Raw genomic sequence first — 16,469 nt, forward strand, 5'->3', positions numbered from 1 at the left:
CAAGGTAATACGCCGCAAGCTAACGGCAACTTCCAGGCAATTGATTTATGGGTAGCTTAAACTGGACGTATAGCAGGACTCTTCATACTGCTTTTTGTCGAGGATACAAATCATGTTAAGCGTTGCCCAGTCACGCCCATCTGAACGCGCCATTTTTATTCAAAAAACCTATCTACACCTAGCAGGGGCCATTGGTGCTTTTATTGTCGTTGAATTTCTGCTGTTCCAATTGGGGATTGCTGAAGCAATATTCCAATTTGTCGCGGGAAGTCGTTTTAGCTGGCTGTTAATTTTAGGTGCATTCTCACTACTCGGCTGGATGTCTCGAGGACTAGTGGCCAAAGCGGATGAGGTGGGTACTCAGTACGCAGGGCTAGGCATTTATGTAGTTGCCCAAGCCTTGATTTTTGCCCCCTTACTTTACATTGCAGCCGCTTTTTCCGACCCTAACGTCATTCCTACCGCCGCAATCTTAACCCTCACCATGTTTGGGGGACTGACTGCGATCGCATTTACAACCCGAACAGATTTCACCTTTCTCGGTGGCATCCTTAAAATTGGTAGCTTTGTCGCTCTGGGGCTGATCGCTTGCAGTTATATCTTCGGCTTCTCCCTGGGGTTATTCTTCTCCGTCTTGATGGTGGTGTTTGCTTCAGCGGCGATTTTGTATGACACCTCTAAGGTGATGAAGCACTATTCCACCAGACATTATGTGGCTGCATCCTTGGAGTTATTCGCTTCTGTCGCTCTGCTGTTTTGGTACATTCTCCGAATCGTCATGGCCACGTCATCTCGCCGCTAACCCAGCTCTATCCGCCACATCAAGGCATCATCAGGACGATAATCTTGTCCCGATGATGCTTATTGAATAGGGGTAAACTTAAAGGTCTTTGTGGGTAAACGGGCGAGCATCTGACCCGGCATAGGTCGCTACAATCTGGCCTTGGCCTTTGAGCTGATATTTGTAGGTGACTAATCCTTCCAGACCAACGGGCCCTCTGGGTGGCATCCGCTGCGTGCTAATGCCCACTTCCGCACCAAATCCATAGCGAAAGCCATCGGCAAATCGGGTCGAGCAGTTGTGGAACACACCTGCGGCATCCACTTGGTTCATAAAGACAGCCGCCGCTTGGGCATCTTCAGTAGCAATGGCATCCGTATGTCCCGAGCCATACTGATTGATGTGAGCAATGGCCTCTTCTAAGGAGGCCACCACCTTGATAGATACAATCAAATCACCATATTCTGTAGCCCAATCAGCATCTGATGCGGGAGCCACATCTACCATCCCTTGCGTCTTGGAGTCACCTAAAACTTTGACTTGATTTTCCTGTAAAGCTGCTGTTAGTTGAGGGAGGTATTGGGGTGCGATCTCATCATGCACCAAAATCGTTTCCACTGCATTACAGGCCGCTGGATATTGGATCTTCGAATCCACGGCAATCTCTACCGCCTGGTCCAGCTTCGCCGCCTGATCCACATACAGATGACAAATCCCTTCCGCATGGCCTAACACGGGAATGCGGGTATTTTCCTGCACAAACCGGACAAAATCATTAGAGCCACGAGGAATAATCAGGTTTACATCCTGATCAAGATTCAACAATTCGAGAGTTTCTTCCCGACTAGTCAATAACGCCACCACATTAGGTGAAACAGCTGTATTGGATAGTCCATGCTGAATAGCTTTCACCAAAGCCTGGCAAGAATGCAGAGCTTCTTGGCCTCCTTTAAGCAGAACGCCATTTCCAGACTTAATCGCCAGGGCTGCAATTTGCATCACAGCATCCGGCCGAGCTTCAAAAATGACCCCTAGCACGCCCAAAGGACAGCTCACCCGGCTCAACACTAACCCCGTATCTAACTCGCGCTTGAGTTGAACGGTCCCGACAGGATCTTCAAGATTCGCGACGCTGCGTACGCCTGCAATCGCACCTTTGAGCTTGGTGGCATCTAGCTTTAACCGAGCGTAAAGGGCATTCGCAATTCCTGCTTCTTTAGCTTGCTGACAATCACGAACGTTTGCTTCTAAAATCTCTGGCGTTGCTGCTTCTAAAGCCTGGGCGACAGCTTCTAACGCTTGGTTTTTCGTTTCTGTAGAAGCCCCTGCCAGATGAATAGCCGCTTGTCGAGTTTGTTGAGCAACCTCAGTAAGAGAATTCGTTAGGACAGTCACAGTTTTAGTTGTTTAACGACAGGGTTTTAAAAATCTTCGCGTTCATACTCAGCAATTTTTTGGGGTTCCGGGATTTTTAGCTCTTGGGGCTCGTAATCATCGTCCCAAACATCCCCTTCCCGCTCATATTTCGGTTCTGAAGGGGCTGGCGGCGTAGAAGACCCACCCTCACTCCAGTTATCTTCTTCTTGATACGCATATTGCTGCTGTGGTGCCGCTTCTTGACGTTCTACAGGCACGGGTTCCGCTTCCCAGGCTTCTGTTTGCCAGGCTTGCTGTGTAGGCGCAGATTGACGGGCTGGTGCATAGGCTGTCGTGGGCTCCCCAGGGCCAAGCTGGTTCGTGGTAGAAGCCGTCTTAGGGATATAGTCTTCTTCATCGCTGAGTTCCCAAGGCGGAATCCCTAATCCCATTCGCTCCAGAAGACCTACTGTCAGCTGGTTGAGGCGCTCTTCAGCTCCTTCAAAGACGATCAAGCGCTCTGGCCCTGTGCTGACAATTTCTTCTACGGGCAATTCATAAGTACTCAACACCTGAGAGGGGATGAGTGGTACTCCAATCGATGCAATCACCAAAGAGGTAATTTCACCGGTGCTGGTATCAAACTTAAACCCTCGGACTTTGCCCAAAAGTTCTCCAGCTTCGGTGATCACTTCATTATTAATTAAGGTACTGAAGTCAAAGGTATCTATTTCTTCAATCGCGGTCTCATCATCGACCAGGATCACATCTCCAATCTGCCGAATATTACTGAGATACATGTAGCGCTCATCCCCAGTAACCAGGGTATTCCGCAAACCAACAACGGCGACTTCCCGCTGATCGACATCCACCCAAAGCTGGGTAATCACACCAAGTTTTTTACCTGTACTGCGAGTAATGACTTGAGTACCGATAAAGTCAGCGCGTTGTTGAACTTGTTCAGATATTGCCATGCGTGAATCCTGAGCCGAATTCTTGAGTTTTTGGGTGGGGTAAATGTTGTTAATCGTACCTTTACAATGTCACAAAAACTATCGCACACGGTACATTTTTACACCCTGACCACTTCATTTTAGTGCCTTTAGGAAGAGGGCACCTCTCTTCCAAGGTGTTGATATCACCCCAAGACCATTGCTAATCAAGGTTTATGCCTCCCAGAGATCATGATGGGTTAAGACTGTGATGGAGCAGAACTAGCCCCAAACGTCTTTTGATTTATAGTGTCTGCCGCAGGCTGCTTGATCACGCCAGCTATATTAAGGTCAGATATCTAGCGTTAGCTGAGACCTCCAACTAAAGATTATGGTCAGCATAGCTCCCCCCCCTATAGCGTCCGCCTTAACCCTCCGCATTAACCTGAGTGATGAGCAATTTTTTCAACTATGCCAGGACAATAGCGATTTAAGGTTTGAACGCACCTCCCTAGGAGAGTTGATCATTATGCCCCCAACAGGTGGGTTAACAGGCGATCGCAATGCCGACATAACATTTCAACTAAGAGCCTGGAATCGTCAAACTCGCCAAGGGAAGTCTTTTGATTCCAGTACCGGATTCCAGCTGCCCAATGGAGCCACTCGCTCTCCTGATGCCTCTTGGATGACCATTGAGCGCTGGGAAACCTTAACGTCCTCCGAACAGGAACGATTTGTCCCCCTCTGTCCCGATTTTGTGGTTGAGCTGCGGTCAGCGAGTGATGCTTTGGCACCTCTACAGGCCAAACTGCAAGAGTATATAGAAAATGGTGCGCGGTTGGGCTGGCTGATAGATCCCAAACAGCAGACCGTTGAAATCTATCGCCCCAACCAGGTCGTTGAAAGGGTCCAAGCTCCAGCCCAACTCTCTGGTGAGTCCGTTCTACAAGACTTTATCTTAGATTTATCCCCGATTTTCTAACGCATCTTTCAGGATATGCCTTCTAGGGGTAGAGTCGAGGTGACCGCTTAAGTATGACGATCTCAGGTAATTCCCTTGACTTCTACTCCTCAGCCTTTGAGCCAACGTGGACATCTTCTGACCGAACAGATTAATCCCAACAGCCGCAATCTCGATCAGTTGACCGCGTTAGAGCTAGTTGATTTATTCAATCAGGAAGACCAGCAGCTGATCAGCGCAATTGCTGCCGCTCGTGAGCCTTTAGCCGCCGCCGTTGAGAAAGCGGCGCAGGCTTTGCAACAAGGCGGACGGTTATTTTATGTCGGGGCCGGAACGAGTGGTCGTTTAGGGGTCTTAGATGCTGCCGAATGTCCCCCCACCTTTTGTACACCTCCAGAAATGGTCCAGGGAATCTTGGCGGGAGGTCAGGCTGCCTTAGTCAAAAGTTCAGAAGCTTTAGAAGATCGAGCCGATGATGGTGCGGCTGCCATCGCAGATCGCAATGTCTGCGAAACAGATGTAGTCGTGGGGATTACCGCTGGCGGGACAACCCCCTTTGTTCGTGGTGCTTTGCACGCAGCCAATGAACGAGGTGCCACCACCGTTTTTATGGCCTGCGTTCCAAGCGATCAATTCACCATTGATGTGGATATTGACGTGCGGTTACTGGTTGGACCCGAAATTCTGGCTGGATCCACTCGCCTTAAGGCAGGCAGTGTCACCAAATTAGCCCTAAATATAATCTCTACAGGAGCGATGGTCCAGATTGGCAAAGTCTATGGCAATCGAATGGTGGATGTCTCCGTCACTAACAGTAAGTTAGAAGATCGAGCTTTGCGGATTATTGCTGATCTAACAGAGCTACCCCGAGAGCAGGCTGCCGAGTTGTTAGGGAGATGCGATCGCAAAGTAAAACTAGCCCTACTCGTCCATTGGACAGGACTCTCCGCCGATCAGGGCCAAGCTCTTTTAGACCAGCATCACGGCAACCTACGGCAAGCGGTTCAAAGCCAGTCTGCACCTTAGCGCTACTAACTCCACCTACAACCAGGGACGGCTCGCTTCCTCTAAAGCAGTCACCTCTTCAGGAGTTAAGGACCATCCCAAAGCCCCCGCATTTTCTATCGCTTGCTGAGCGGTTTTCGCCCCAGGAATGGGGATGACACCCTCTTGAGCGATTAACCAATTCAACGCCACTTGCGCCATCGTCTTGTCATGAACTTCAGCGAATTGACGAAGCAAATGGGTGACTGGGGCCAATTTGCGTAATCCCTCAGGTTTGAAGCGCTGATCGGCTTTGCGGGCACCTGTTGGAAGCTGTTCGGGCGTATATTTACCCGTCAGTAACCCTTGAGCCAGAGGACTATAGGCCAAGATCGTGACTTCCAACTCCCTAGCTTTAGCCATCAAACCCTGACTCTCCACCTGACGAGTAATCAAGGAATATCGCACCTGATTCACAGCAAGGGGCACCCCTTGATCCGCCAGCAAAGCATGAGCAGTCTGCATTTGCTTAGGGCTGTAGTTGCTGACACCAACCGTTTTAATCAATCCCTGATTAACCGCCTTAGCTAACGCCTGAAATAGAGTCTCAAAACTCATAAAAAAATTAAACGGCCAATGCACCTGATACAAATCAATCACATCCACCTGTAACCGCTGCAGGCTTTCCTTCACAGCCTGAAGAACTGCCTCTTCACTCAAGCGCCAGGGCACTGGGCCATACTTAGTCGCCAGACAAACAGGACGCTGACAGTCCTGGTGGAACTTACCTAACAATCGCTCAGACTCTCCCCATCCATATATTTCAGCCGTATCAAACAAAGTAATGCCAGCCTGGATTGCAGATTGAAACGCATCAGCGACCTCAGTTTCACCATACTGATCGCCATAGCCCCAAAAGATCCGATCGCCCCAAGACCAAGTGCCAATGCCCACAGCTGACACCAGAGGTCCATTAGGGCCGAGTTGTTTAGTTGCCATTAGTAAACACTTCTTAATATTTCTACTTCTAGTTTAATAACAATAACTTTAGAGAGGAGTACTTTAATGGCTTCATCAACAAGAATCTCAAGCCGTAAGTAGGGCCTAGATTTAACTTTTTATTACTAATACTCAGATGAAGGCAACTATTTTAGATTTTTTTCTTCATGCATAAAGAAAATAGCTATACATAAGTGCAAAGCATATATATCAAAGGCTTTAGACTATAAGTGACAAGACAATAGCAAATAAGATCCAAAGGCTTTATTAAGACTTTATCGCTTCGGGCAATGAAGGATTATGGTAAGTCTGAAATAGTCTGTTATAAATAGTCAGCATTAGCAAACAAAATATGTTTGCTTTGTACATAAAATGGCATAGCGAAAATTTTCTTGAACCAGGTTCCAAATGGTTCCCTATTGCAGATATTGGACTTAGAGCTAGAAATCAATGGATGCCTTCTTAAATACAATCACACAAGAATTGGGGAAAGCGATTCCCAATTTGCTTGGGGCAGCCGCTTTTCTGATTATTGGTGTAATTGTCGCCTATTTCGTTAAGTGGTTTGTACAAGCCCTTCTCTCCAAAACAGATATCGATAACCGTATTGCCCGTTGGTTCTCAGGAACTGACGACTCGCGCGCAGCAGCCAACGTCGAAAAACTGCTCGCTTCGATCGCTTTTTGGATCGTAATGCTATTTGCAGTGGTCGGTTTTTTGCAGTCGTTGCAACTTACCACCATCTCTGACCCCCTCACCAACCTTCTGAATAAGATTTTGGGGTATTTACCTCAAATTGGTGGTGCCATTGCACTGATGGGGGTGGCTTGGATCCTAGCGACTGTCGCCAAAATAGTAGTCGTCCGAATCCTACAGTCCTTATCAGTTGATGAGCGATTAAATTCGGCCTCTGGTCCGTCAGATGCCAGTGGACAGCAGCCTGTATCCATCAGCGAAACATTAGGTAGCACCATTTACTGGTTTATCTTCCTGCTGTTCCTACTCCCAATTTTAGAAACCCTAAAACTACAAGGACCATTACAGCCTGTACAGGCAATGGTTCAAGATATTTTGGCAGTTTTACCCAATGTCTTGGGAGCTGTTCTGATCGGTGTAGCGGGCTGGTTCGTTGCCCGTATTGTTCGCATGATTGTCACGAACTTGTTTTCAGCAAGTGGTGCAGATCGATGGGGCCAACAACTGGGCTTAACTCAGGCCATTGGCGGTCAAAGCCTTTCCACCTTGGCTGGTAGTGTTGTCTACGTATTCATCCTTATCCCATTTGGAATCTCTGCTTTTCAAGCGTTAGGGATAGCAGCCATCTCTGAGCCTGCTGTAGAAATGCTGGGAGATGTTCTCGGAGCTATTCCTCTCATCTTCACAGCCGCAGTCATTTTAGGAGTTGCCTACGTCCTTGGTAAAATTCTCGGCGATTTGGTTGCCGGTTTGCTTGCCAACTTCGGTTTCAATAACATTTTCCAAATATTGGGACTACAAGCAGCTCAAGAGCCCACAGACAGCATTTCTGAAGATGGCCCGATTAATACGTCCTCCCATAAAACTCCCTCAGAAATTGCTGGGATTGTTGTTTTAGTCGCCACTATTCTAGTGTTCCTGATCCCTGCCACAGATGTTCTTGAATTTCAACCCTTAACGGGAATGATTTCTGGACTACTGAGCATCTTAGGTCAGGTGTTAGTAGGTGTATTAGTCTTTGGCATTGGCCTCTACCTAGCCAATATGACCTTTAACATCGTTTCGAGCTCCGGCGGCGCCCAATCTCGTATGGTTGCTCAAGCTGCTCGAGTTGCCATTATTGCTTTAGTCTCGGCTATGGCTTTACAACAAATGGGCATTGCTACCAATATTGTCAATCTCGCCTTTGGCCTATTACTCGGTGCCATTGCTGTGGCCCTAGCGCTAGCCTTTGGCTTTGGCGGCATGGACATTGCTGGAGAACAAGTTCGTAAGTGGCTGAATAGCTTTGAGTCAAAACGCTAGTAAACTCGAAATTCTTATTTAGTCCTTCCTCAAATCTAGAAAAGCCACTCTGATTGATTTCAGAGTGGCTTTTCTAATATCACTACCTACCATCAAAAATCAGCATTCAAGGGTGTACGCGGAAACGGAATCACATCCCGAATATTCGCCATCCCCGTCATAAACTGAACTAACCGTTCAAAGCCCAGACCAAAGCCAGCATGAGGAACGGTGCCATAGCGGCGAAGATCGAGGTACCACCAATAATCTTCTACAGGCAGTCCTTGAGCTATGATGCGTTGCTCCAATAGGTCAAGACGCTCTTCTCGCTGAGAGCCACCAATAATCTCACCAATTTTAGGAACCAGCACATCCATTGCAGCTACCGTTTTATCATCATCATTCATCCGCATATAAAAAGCTTTGATCTGCTTCGGGTAGTCGGTGACAATGACAGGCTTTTTGAACAGATCTTCCGATAAATACCGTTCATGCTCTGACTGCAAGTCCAGCCCCCACTCCACCGGGAACTCAAACTTGCGACTGGCTTTCTCTAATTGATGAATGGCTTCGGTGTAGGTAATCCGCTCAAACTCACTGTTGATGATTTTGTCTGCAGTCTCTAAAACAGATTTATCAATCCGCAGATTAAAAAACTCAAAGTCTTCAGGACATTTCTCTAATACCGATTTGAAAACATATTTGAGAAAAGCTTCTGCCAGATCCATATCCCCCTGTAAATCACAGAATGCCACCTCCGGTTCCACCATCCAGAATTCTGCTAAGTGCCTAGAGGTATTGGAATTTTCTGCTCTAAAGGTCGGACCAAAGGTATAAACATTACAGAAGGCAGAGGCCATAATCTCACCTTCTAACTGACCGCTCACCGTCAAATAGGTCGGTTTACCAAAAAAGTCCTGACTGTAATCAACTGTTTGGTCTTCAGCCAGCGGCACCTGTTGCAGATTGAGGCTAGTGACAGCTAATTGCTCCCCCGCTCCTTCACAGTCACTAGCCGTGATAATGGGGGTGTGGATCCACATAAAGTCCCGTTCTTGGAAAAATTGATGAATAGCTTGAGAACAGGCATTGCGAATTCGGAAGACTGCCCCTAAGGTATTGGTCCGCGATCGCAAGTGGGCAATCGTCCGTAAAAACTCAAAAGAATGTCGCTTTTTCTGGAGTGGATAGGTCTCTAAATCTGCAGTTCCCCACACTTGAACTGCATTTGCGATCAGCTCAATCCGCTGATTTTTTCCTTGTGATGCAACTAATTCTCCCTCAATAGACACAGAAGAACCCGTATTCAATCGCTTTAGAGTCTGCTCATATTCTGGCAAGTCCTGGTTGACCACCACTTGCAGTCCCTGTAACGATGACCCATCATTCACCTCTAAGAATGCAAACTCTTTCAGCTCTCGTTTTGTGCGAACCCAAGCTTGAACCTTAATGCTATCGCCCGGCTGCCCGTGACGAAGCAACTCAATAATTCGTCTAACTTCCATGCAGAAATGCCACTTTGTTTATTACCAACACTGTCATCAGTCTAATCTGCGAATACTGTGGTCTGTATCCTGACACCAACTTCAATCAATCCCCAGAAATATGGGTTATCTTCAACTCAACCAGCAGAGAAAATTGCCAGAACAACTGTCTCTATGTCACATTAGTGCTACTAGAAACATACCGACCGGCACAACGTCTTCAGATAAACAATCGTTTATAATAATTGTTTTCTTCTAGGTATATAAATTAACTAGGGTTTTAACTAACTATGATTAGGCCTCTTCATTCTGCAGCTCTAATTGCTATCGCAGCCTCTATAACGCCCATATCTGCTGAAGCTCAAGTATCCACTTCAGAAGTAAACCCAGCCTCAGAGGTTTTAACCGTTGCTCAAAACACTTTAACCCCTGACCGTAATGCCCTAGTTAATCAGCAAGCTTATGTATTAGGAGCTGGAGATGAAATTCAGCTCACAATGTTTGGGCAACCTGAGCTTTTTACCTCTAACTACCGAGTATTAGTAGATGGGACCGTCAGTCTCCCCCTCATTGGTCGGGTTCCTGTAACAGGTCGTTCCCTGGGTCAAGCTGAGCGAGAAATCTCTTTACGCTACACTCGCCTATACCGACGCCCCTACGTCACCATGGTTTTAGTGAAAGCCCGGACCGTCACCCTAGCCGTAACAGGCGAAGTCAGGCGTCCTGGAACCTACCCTGTTGAATCCCCTAATCAAATACCTACCGTTACTCAGCTGATTCAGCTGGCCGGAGGTACATCTCAGTCTGCAGACCTAAGTCAAATTCAAGTTAGACGTCCCCAACTCAATGGCAGGGACCAATACATCACTGTCGATCTCATGAAGCTACTACAACAAGGGGACTTAAGTCAAAACCTGGAGTTGCGAGACAAAGATACCGTTATCATTCCCGCCACAGCAGAAGTAGACTTTACCAACTCCTTACTGGTCAGTAATGCCAGCTTCTCTGCTGATCGGTCTGAACCTATAAACGTTGCTATTATTGGTCAAGTCTATCGGCCCGGTCCTCACACCATCCGTCCCGGCAGCGCCGATGTCCAGGACGCAGGCACCCTCGGCAATTCTAGAGCCGCCTCATCCGAACTTCCCACGGTCACCCAAGCCATTCAGACAGCAGGGGGGATTAAACCCGAAGCTGACATTCGCAAAGTTCAAATTCTCAGACGTCCTCACAATGGTACTCAGCAAGAAATTGATGTCGATCTGTGGAAACTCTTGAAAGAGGGCGATCTTTCTCAAGATATTGCACTACAGGCAGGAGATACGATTGTCGTTCCTAAAGCCGTAGGGTTGACAGCCGCTGAAATCACTGAACTCTCAACTATTAGCTTCGCCCCTGCAACCATTGACGTTAACGTCGTAGGTGAAGTAAAAAGACCTGGAGTTGTCAAAATTCAACCGAATACCCCCCTCAATACAGCAATGCTGGCTGCTGGTGGTTTCGATGACAGCAGAGCAAACAAGAGTAAAGTCAAGCTAATTCGCCTGAATCCCAATGGGACAGTCACTCAAAGGGAAATAAAGATTGACTTTGAAGAGCCTCTTAATGAGGAGAAGAATCCTGCATTAAGGAACAATGATGTCATCGTTGTTGGTCGCTCCGGTATCACTAGAATTGGTGATGGTCTCCGAAATGTACTCTCCCCAATCACCAGTGGCTTCGGTATCTTCCGACTCCTATTCTAAATGACTGCCCCAATACTTCTTGTAGTGGGTTGCATACTTGCCAACAACAGCACATGAGTTTTATGTGCTGTTGTTGCGTTTTGCCCCAATGAGCAGCAAAGCGGGCAGTTGCCCGATATGATAATTGGCAAGATTCATTGGACAGGACAATATGCGCATCCTTTTCGTTTCAGCAGAAGTTGCTCCATTTGCCAAAGTGGGTGGCATGGCAGATGTGGTTGGTGCACTTCCTGCTGTCCTGAAACGGATGGGGCACGATGTGCGCATATTTATGCCTTACTACGGTTTCCTCCCAGATAAAATTACGATTCCCAAGGAACCGGTGTGGTCAGGGTCAGCCATGTTCGAAGACTTCACCGTCTTTGAAACAGTGTTATCTCAAGGAGACGTTCCGCTATATTTATTCCAACATTCAACCTTTTCTCCCCGCCATATCTACGGTGGGGAGAATGAAGACTGGCGCTTTACCTTCTTTGCCAACGGGGCCGCTGAATTTTGTTGGAATTATTGGAAGCCTGATATTGTCCACTGCCATGATTGGCATACCGGAATGATACCGGTTTGGATGCATCAATCTCCAGATATATCGAGCGTATTTACCATTCACAACCTAGGGTATCAAGGTCCTTGGCGATGGCGATTAGAACAGATGACTTGGTGTCCATGGTATATGCAGGGACATAACACCTTGGCTGCAGCCGTCCAATTTGCAGATCAAGTGAATACAGTCTCTCCAACCTATGCCCAACAGATTCAGACCACTGCTTATGGAGAAACCCTAGAAGGACTCATGTCCTTCATCAGCGGGAAGCTCGTGGGCATTTTAAACGGAATCGATGTTCAGTCCTTTGACCCAAAAACTGACAAATACATTACCCAAAACTACTCAGTTACCTCTTTAGATAAACGGCGAGCCAATAAGATTGCGTTGCAAGAAGAGTTGGGTTTAGAGGTTAATTCAGGCGCATTTGTAGTAGGAATGATTGCCCGTTTAGTCGAGCAAAAAGGCTTAGATCTAGTCATTCAGGTTCTAGAACGGTTTATGGCTTATACAGATGCACAATTTGTGCTATTGGGAACCGGCGATCGCTACTATGAAACCCAACTATGGCAAATTGCCTCGAAATTTAATGGTCGGATGTCTACGCAGCTCCTCTACAATCCGTCGTTATCTAGGCGAGTATACGCCGGAGCCGATGCATTTCTAATGCCCAGTCGCTACGAGCCTTGCGGCATCAGCCAAATGCTAGCACTTCGGTATGGATGTGTTCCTATCGTCCGTCGCACAGGCGGATTAGTAGACACAGTTGTGCACCACGATCCAAATGAGCAAACAGGCACAGGCTATTGTTTTGATCGGTATGAACCGCTCGATCTATATACCTGTATGATTCGGGCCTGGGAAGGGTTTCATTATCATGATGCTTGGCAAGCACTGCAACAACGAGGAATGAAAGTTGATTTTAGCTGGGCTAAATCTGCAAAAGAATACAATGAGATGTATCAGCAGATATTAGGACTCCCCTCTAAAGCCGTCTCTTAATAACATTTTGAATGTCTATAAGCTGCTACTAACCAATGTGGCACCAAAGACAAGTTGACCGTCTGCTCTTATGAGACAATGCAAGAGTAATAAAATACATATGTCGAGAGAAGAGCTTAGGGCTTGCCATCTCAAGCACCAGATGCCAATTAGTTATTAAAGGCTAGCGAATACTGTTACTAACAGCGAGCATTGCTTAATGTTATCGGTTTGCTATGGCCGCTGAAATAACTGCTGCTTAGGTGTATTGTTGTCCATCCCCAAGCATTCGTTTACCGTTCAATTCTAATCTCTGAGTTTTACCATGACCATTTATATTGGCAATCTGTCTTACCAAGCCACTGAAAACGATGTTCGCGAAGTTTTTAATGAGTATGGCACTGTTAAGCGAGTTGTACTCCCAGTAGATCGTGAAACAGGCCGAATGCGAGGTTTTGCTTTCGTGGAAATGACAGAAGATAATGAAGAAGAAACAGCGATTGCTGATTTAGATGGTGCTGAGTGGATGGGACGGCAGCTGAAAGTCAATAAAGCTAAGCCTCGCGAGCGATAATTCACCGCCCCATAATATCCTTGTTTGTCTTTAACTATGCACGTTTAGCCTTTCAAGATTGAATCTATGTCGGGAGCCTAAGTGGCTAATGGGACAGATACTACGATTTGATCTTCTTTTAGTCTCGCAATTCAGGCCATTCCCTAAAAAGAAACCGCTTCATTATTCAATTGATGAAGCGGTTTCTTTTTGAAAAATTTTTATTAAAGGTGTCTAATACAAGCTTCGCTAGCGTTTAGTCCACATCAAAAAGATTGAGGAGCACAATTCTGGTTCAGCGACCACCGCACTCTGAACCCTTGAACTTAAGGGGGATTTCGAGAGTATTTGCTTATTAGCAGATGTACTGAATTAGAGTACTAAACCCAATGAGTTACCAAAGGCAAATCGCTTTTGAGGGTTAACTATAAGCGTGAGTATTCAACGGCAAGCTCGAACAAAAGTACCTAGTTAACGATAACTAGGTACCCTCAGTCATCCTTTCAAATATCGTGCAAGGATTCTCGACTAGCTTCCCCGGCTAGCGGTTTGAGCATAGAGAAGAATCAGAAACACACAAGGTATGAATACGAATAAAGCGGTAGCAATTGCACCTAAATCATTAACTGGCATAGGAATTAATCTCTATCTCATCTGGGCATTTATAAACTTTACAATACCATTTTTGCTAAACCTCTTTGGAAAGATTTACCAATACCTGCTTGAACAACACTTATATAGAAGCAATGGTAATGGCCACCCCACTTCCCCTTATACGAGCTGCAATTTGAATGATTCCGGAGCTACGAAGGCTTCGTTTTAATGGAGGCAGACCCCAGCACCAAAGTTTGACAAGCCAAACGATAGGTCTCAGGTTTTCTCTTGAGCTTGGCATTTTCTACGGACGTACGAGGAGAAAGGTTCTCCATACCCTCAACAACCTCAATAAGACATGTCCCGCATTGGCCATAGCCTCCGCAGTTCATTAACTTACCCTTAAACGTGTAGAGGTCAATCTTGTTATCCAGCGCCACTGAGCGTAGATCGTCTTCTTCTGAAACATCTATTTCTTGGCTTTCATTAACAAACAGAATGCTGGACATAGTTGGCGGTATACCTTGGATCTGAGATTTATTTAGTAAATGTTTACAGGGAAAGGGTTCAGGGTAGAGAGTCTAGTAACAAGTTAATCGGCAGACAGGCCAAGCAATTGGCAATATGCCCGAATTTCAAATCGTTAAGTTCTCTTGCATTGAGTCCCTACTCTAGTTACACTTCGTTATACACTTTATTGTTTCGTATAGTACATTAGGTTGCCCTCAAGCATTCAAACTCAAGAATCATTTACTACTGTTTTCTAAAGTTTGAGTGTGTCTTGCTTGTTTTAATAATAATCAGCATATTAGCCTGCACCGTTGAGTCCTAGTGACTTCAATGTCAACTTAGGTCTGCCATGTAAGCACTAAGTATGATTCAATGAATCACAGTGACGACAGCAGTTGGCTTAAATTACTGAATTACTGCAATTGATACAAGAAAGGCTTCATAAACCAATAGTTTGTGAAGTCTTATTAGGATCGGCCCATTAAAAAAATGCTGCAAGTTTAAAGTATTGACGTTTTAAGAGGAGGAGCGTAGTCGATGGGACTACCCTGGTACCGAGTACACACAGTCGTCCTGAATGATCCAGGACGGCTGCTATCTGTGCATTTAATGCACACTGCCCTGGTAAGCGGCTGGGCAGGCTCCATGGCACTCTACGAGTTGGCCAAGTACGATCCAAGCGATCCAGTTTTAAACCCCATGTGGCGTCAAGGCACGTTCGTCATGCCTGTGATGACTCGCATTGGTGTCACTCACTCTTGGAGTGGCTGGACAGTTACTGGTGAGCCTTGGGTTTCACAGCCAGGAATTTTAGGCGCACACCTAAACTTCTTTAGTTATGAGGGTGTCATCCTCATGCATATCCTGGCTGCAGGTTTGTTTTTCTTAGCTGCCGTATGGCACTGGATTAACTGGGATTTAGACATCTACTATCCCGATGGTTCTTCCGAGCCAGCTAGCGATTGGCCTAAAATTTTCGGCCTTCACTTGCTGACATTAGGAATTGTTTGTTTCGGCTTTGGATCTCTTCACTTAACTGGCATCTTAGGCCCAGGTATGTGGGTTTCGGATCCTTATGGCCTCACAGGTCATGTGCAAGGGGTTAGCCCAGATTGGCGACCATTTGCCTTTGACCCGTACAATCCCACAGGTTTGGTCACTCACCATATCTCTGCAGGGATTGCCTTGATTATTGGTGGTATTTTCCATACTGTTTCTCGTCCTTCTGAGCGCCTTTATAACGCGCTTAGCATGGGTAACGTTGAAACCGTACTATCCAGTTCTGTTGCCTTTGTAGCTGCTGCTGCATTCGTAATGGTTGGAACCATGTGGTATGGAAGTGCAACTACTCCAATCGAGTTGTTTGGTCCTACTCGTTATCAATGGGATAGCGGCTACTTCCAAACTGAAATCCAGCGCCGTGTGCAGTCTGGACAAACTTGGGATCAAATCCCTGAAAAGCTTGTTTTCTACGATTACATCGGTAATAGCCCTGCTAAAGGTGGTTTATTCCGCACAGGTGCTATGAACAGTGGTGACGGTCTCGCCCGTTCTTGGGAAGGTCATCCTACTTTTACTGATTCTGAAGGTCGTGAGTTGTTCGTGCGTCGCATGCCCAACTTCTTCGAAACTTTCCCAGTTATCTTGACTGACAAAGATGGCGTTATCCGCGCTGACATTCCTTTCCGACGAGCTGAATCTCGATACAGCTTTGAGCAGAAAGGCGTAACAGTCTCTTTTGAAGGTGGTACTCTAAACGGTCAAACCTTCACCGATGCTCCTTCTGTTAAGAAGTATGCTCGTAAAGCCCAACTGGGTGAGCCTTTCGAGTTCGATCGTGAGACTCTTGGCTCTGATGGCGTTTTCCGAACCAGCACTCGTGGTTGGTTTGCATTCAGCCACTCTTGCTACGCACTACTCTTCTTCTTCGGCCACTGGTGGCATGGCGCTCGTACCATCTTCAAGGATGTGTTCGAGGGTGTTGATCCTAACCTGCCTGAAGAGCAAGTGGAATGGGGTGTCTTCCAGAAAGTTGGTGACACATCCACCCGTGCTTAGTCAGTCCTAA

The 16,469-nt window shown here is 46.6% G+C and carries 14 protein-coding genes; 8 read left to right on the forward strand and 6 right to left on the reverse strand.

What is annotated here, in order from left to right:
* The first annotated feature begins 112 nt into the window (after positions 1–112).
* Positions 113–802: a Bax inhibitor-1/YccA family protein gene (locus I1H34_RS21530; RefSeq protein WP_212662975.1), complete on the forward strand. Its 690-nt coding sequence runs from the start codon at positions 113–115 to the stop codon at positions 800–802.
* 78 nt (positions 803–880) lie between these two features.
* Here the strand turns inward: I1H34_RS21530 and I1H34_RS21535 are convergent, their stop codons facing one another.
* Positions 881–2,176, reverse strand: a complete 1,296-nt coding sequence (locus tag I1H34_RS21535) for a glutamate-5-semialdehyde dehydrogenase (RefSeq protein WP_212662976.1) — start codon at positions 2,174–2,176, stop codon at positions 881–883.
* A 26-nt stretch (positions 2,177–2,202) separates the two neighbouring features.
* On the reverse strand, positions 2,203–3,111 hold the full coding sequence (locus I1H34_RS21540; RefSeq protein WP_212662977.1) for a PRC-barrel domain-containing protein: 909 nt from the start codon (positions 3,109–3,111) through the stop codon (positions 2,203–2,205).
* Positions 3,112–3,460: 349 nt separating this feature from the next.
* On the opposite strand from I1H34_RS21540, the gene I1H34_RS21545 reads away from it, so the two are divergent.
* Positions 3,461–4,051, forward strand: coding sequence for a Uma2 family endonuclease (locus tag I1H34_RS21545; protein ID WP_212662978.1), 591 nt, complete (start codon positions 3,461–3,463; stop codon positions 4,049–4,051).
* 75 nt (positions 4,052–4,126) lie between these two features.
* The gene (gene murQ, locus I1H34_RS21550) at positions 4,127–5,056 is read left to right on the forward strand and encodes an N-acetylmuramic acid 6-phosphate etherase (RefSeq protein WP_212662979.1); all 930 of its coding nucleotides are present in this window, start codon (positions 4,127–4,129) and stop codon (positions 5,054–5,056) included.
* A 15-nt stretch (positions 5,057–5,071) separates the two neighbouring features.
* On the opposite strand, the gene I1H34_RS21555 is transcribed toward murQ, so the two are convergent.
* Complete coding sequence (locus I1H34_RS21555; protein WP_212662980.1) at positions 5,072–6,013, reverse strand: aldo/keto reductase; 942 nt, start codon at positions 6,011–6,013, stop codon at positions 5,072–5,074.
* Between the two features lie 450 nt (positions 6,014–6,463).
* On the opposite strand from I1H34_RS21555, the gene I1H34_RS21560 reads away from it, so the two are divergent.
* On the forward strand, positions 6,464–8,014 hold the full coding sequence (locus tag I1H34_RS21560; protein ID WP_212662981.1) for a mechanosensitive ion channel: 1,551 nt from the start codon (positions 6,464–6,466) through the stop codon (positions 8,012–8,014).
* A gap of 92 nt (positions 8,015–8,106) precedes the next feature.
* Here the strand turns inward: I1H34_RS21560 and asnS are convergent, their stop codons facing one another.
* Entirely contained in the window at positions 8,107–9,498 is a 1,392-nt protein-coding gene (gene asnS, locus I1H34_RS21565; RefSeq protein ID WP_212662982.1) for an asparagine--tRNA ligase, read from the reverse strand.
* A 269-nt stretch (positions 9,499–9,767) separates the two neighbouring features.
* Between asnS and I1H34_RS21570 the strand changes: the two genes are divergently transcribed.
* The 3 genes from I1H34_RS21570 to I1H34_RS21580 all read left to right on the forward strand — a co-directional run bounded on the left by I1H34_RS21570 (position 9,768) and on the right by I1H34_RS21580 (position 13,318).
* Positions 9,768–11,222 (forward strand): polysaccharide biosynthesis/export family protein, encoded by a 1,455-nt coding sequence (locus I1H34_RS21570; protein WP_212662983.1) that lies wholly within the window; start codon positions 9,768–9,770, stop codon positions 11,220–11,222.
* A 151-nt stretch (positions 11,223–11,373) separates the two neighbouring features.
* On the forward strand, positions 11,374–12,765 hold the full coding sequence (gene glgA / locus I1H34_RS21575) for a glycogen synthase GlgA (protein WP_212662984.1): 1,392 nt from the start codon (positions 11,374–11,376) through the stop codon (positions 12,763–12,765).
* Between the two features lie 304 nt (positions 12,766–13,069).
* Complete coding sequence (locus I1H34_RS21580; protein WP_212662985.1) at positions 13,070–13,318, forward strand: RNA recognition motif domain-containing protein; 249 nt, start codon at positions 13,070–13,072, stop codon at positions 13,316–13,318.
* A 507-nt stretch (positions 13,319–13,825) separates the two neighbouring features.
* Here I1H34_RS21580 and psbM read toward each other — a convergent pair.
* Both psbM and I1H34_RS21590 read right to left on the reverse strand, forming a co-directional pair.
* Positions 13,826–13,930, reverse strand: a complete 105-nt coding sequence (gene psbM, locus I1H34_RS21585) for a photosystem II reaction center protein PsbM (RefSeq protein WP_010474494.1) — start codon at positions 13,928–13,930, stop codon at positions 13,826–13,828.
* A gap of 170 nt (positions 13,931–14,100) precedes the next feature.
* A complete protein-coding gene (locus tag I1H34_RS21590) occupies positions 14,101–14,400 on the reverse strand; it encodes a 2Fe-2S iron-sulfur cluster-binding protein (protein ID WP_212662986.1) in 300 nt (99 codons plus the stop codon).
* 538 nt (positions 14,401–14,938) lie between these two features.
* On the opposite strand from I1H34_RS21590, the gene psbB reads away from it, so the two are divergent.
* A complete protein-coding gene (gene psbB / locus I1H34_RS21595; protein WP_212662987.1) occupies positions 14,939–16,459 on the forward strand; it encodes a photosystem II chlorophyll-binding protein CP47 in 1,521 nt (506 codons plus the stop codon).
* Positions 16,460–16,469: the final 10 nt, after the last annotated feature.

The organism is Acaryochloris marina S15 (assembly GCF_018336915.1).
GTDB classification, from domain to species: Bacteria; Cyanobacteriota; Cyanobacteriia; order Thermosynechococcales; family Thermosynechococcaceae; genus Acaryochloris; species Acaryochloris marina_A.

What these genes read in the sequence shown, in the direction of transcription:
- I1H34_RS21530 (WP_212662975.1), top strand. Translation starts at nt 113, where the DNA reads ATGTTAAGCGTTGCCCAGTCACGCCCATCTGAACGCGCCATTTTTATT.
- I1H34_RS21540 (WP_212662977.1), bottom strand. Translation starts at nt 3,111, where the DNA reads ATGGCAATATCTGAACAAGTTCAACAACGCGCTGACTTTATCGGTACT.
- I1H34_RS21545 (WP_212662978.1), top strand. Translation starts at nt 3,461, where the DNA reads ATGGTCAGCATAGCTCCCCCCCCTATAGCGTCCGCCTTAACCCTCCGC.
- I1H34_RS21555 (WP_212662980.1), bottom strand. Translation starts at nt 6,013, where the DNA reads ATGGCAACTAAACAACTCGGCCCTAATGGACCTCTGGTGTCAGCTGTG.
- I1H34_RS21560 (WP_212662981.1), top strand. Translation starts at nt 6,464, where the DNA reads ATGGATGCCTTCTTAAATACAATCACACAAGAATTGGGGAAAGCGATT.
- asnS (WP_212662982.1), bottom strand. Translation starts at nt 9,498, where the DNA reads ATGGAAGTTAGACGAATTATTGAGTTGCTTCGTCACGGGCAGCCGGGC.
- I1H34_RS21570 (WP_212662983.1), top strand. Translation starts at nt 9,768, where the DNA reads ATGATTAGGCCTCTTCATTCTGCAGCTCTAATTGCTATCGCAGCCTCT.
- glgA (WP_212662984.1), top strand. Translation starts at nt 11,374, where the DNA reads ATGCGCATCCTTTTCGTTTCAGCAGAAGTTGCTCCATTTGCCAAAGTG.
- I1H34_RS21580 (WP_212662985.1), top strand. Translation starts at nt 13,070, where the DNA reads ATGACCATTTATATTGGCAATCTGTCTTACCAAGCCACTGAAAACGAT.
- psbM (WP_010474494.1), bottom strand. Translation starts at nt 13,930, where the DNA reads ATGCCAGTTAATGATTTAGGTGCAATTGCTACCGCTTTATTCGTATTC.
- I1H34_RS21590 (WP_212662986.1), bottom strand. Translation starts at nt 14,400, where the DNA reads ATGTCCAGCATTCTGTTTGTTAATGAAAGCCAAGAAATAGATGTTTCA.
- psbB (WP_212662987.1), top strand. Translation starts at nt 14,939, where the DNA reads ATGGGACTACCCTGGTACCGAGTACACACAGTCGTCCTGAATGATCCA.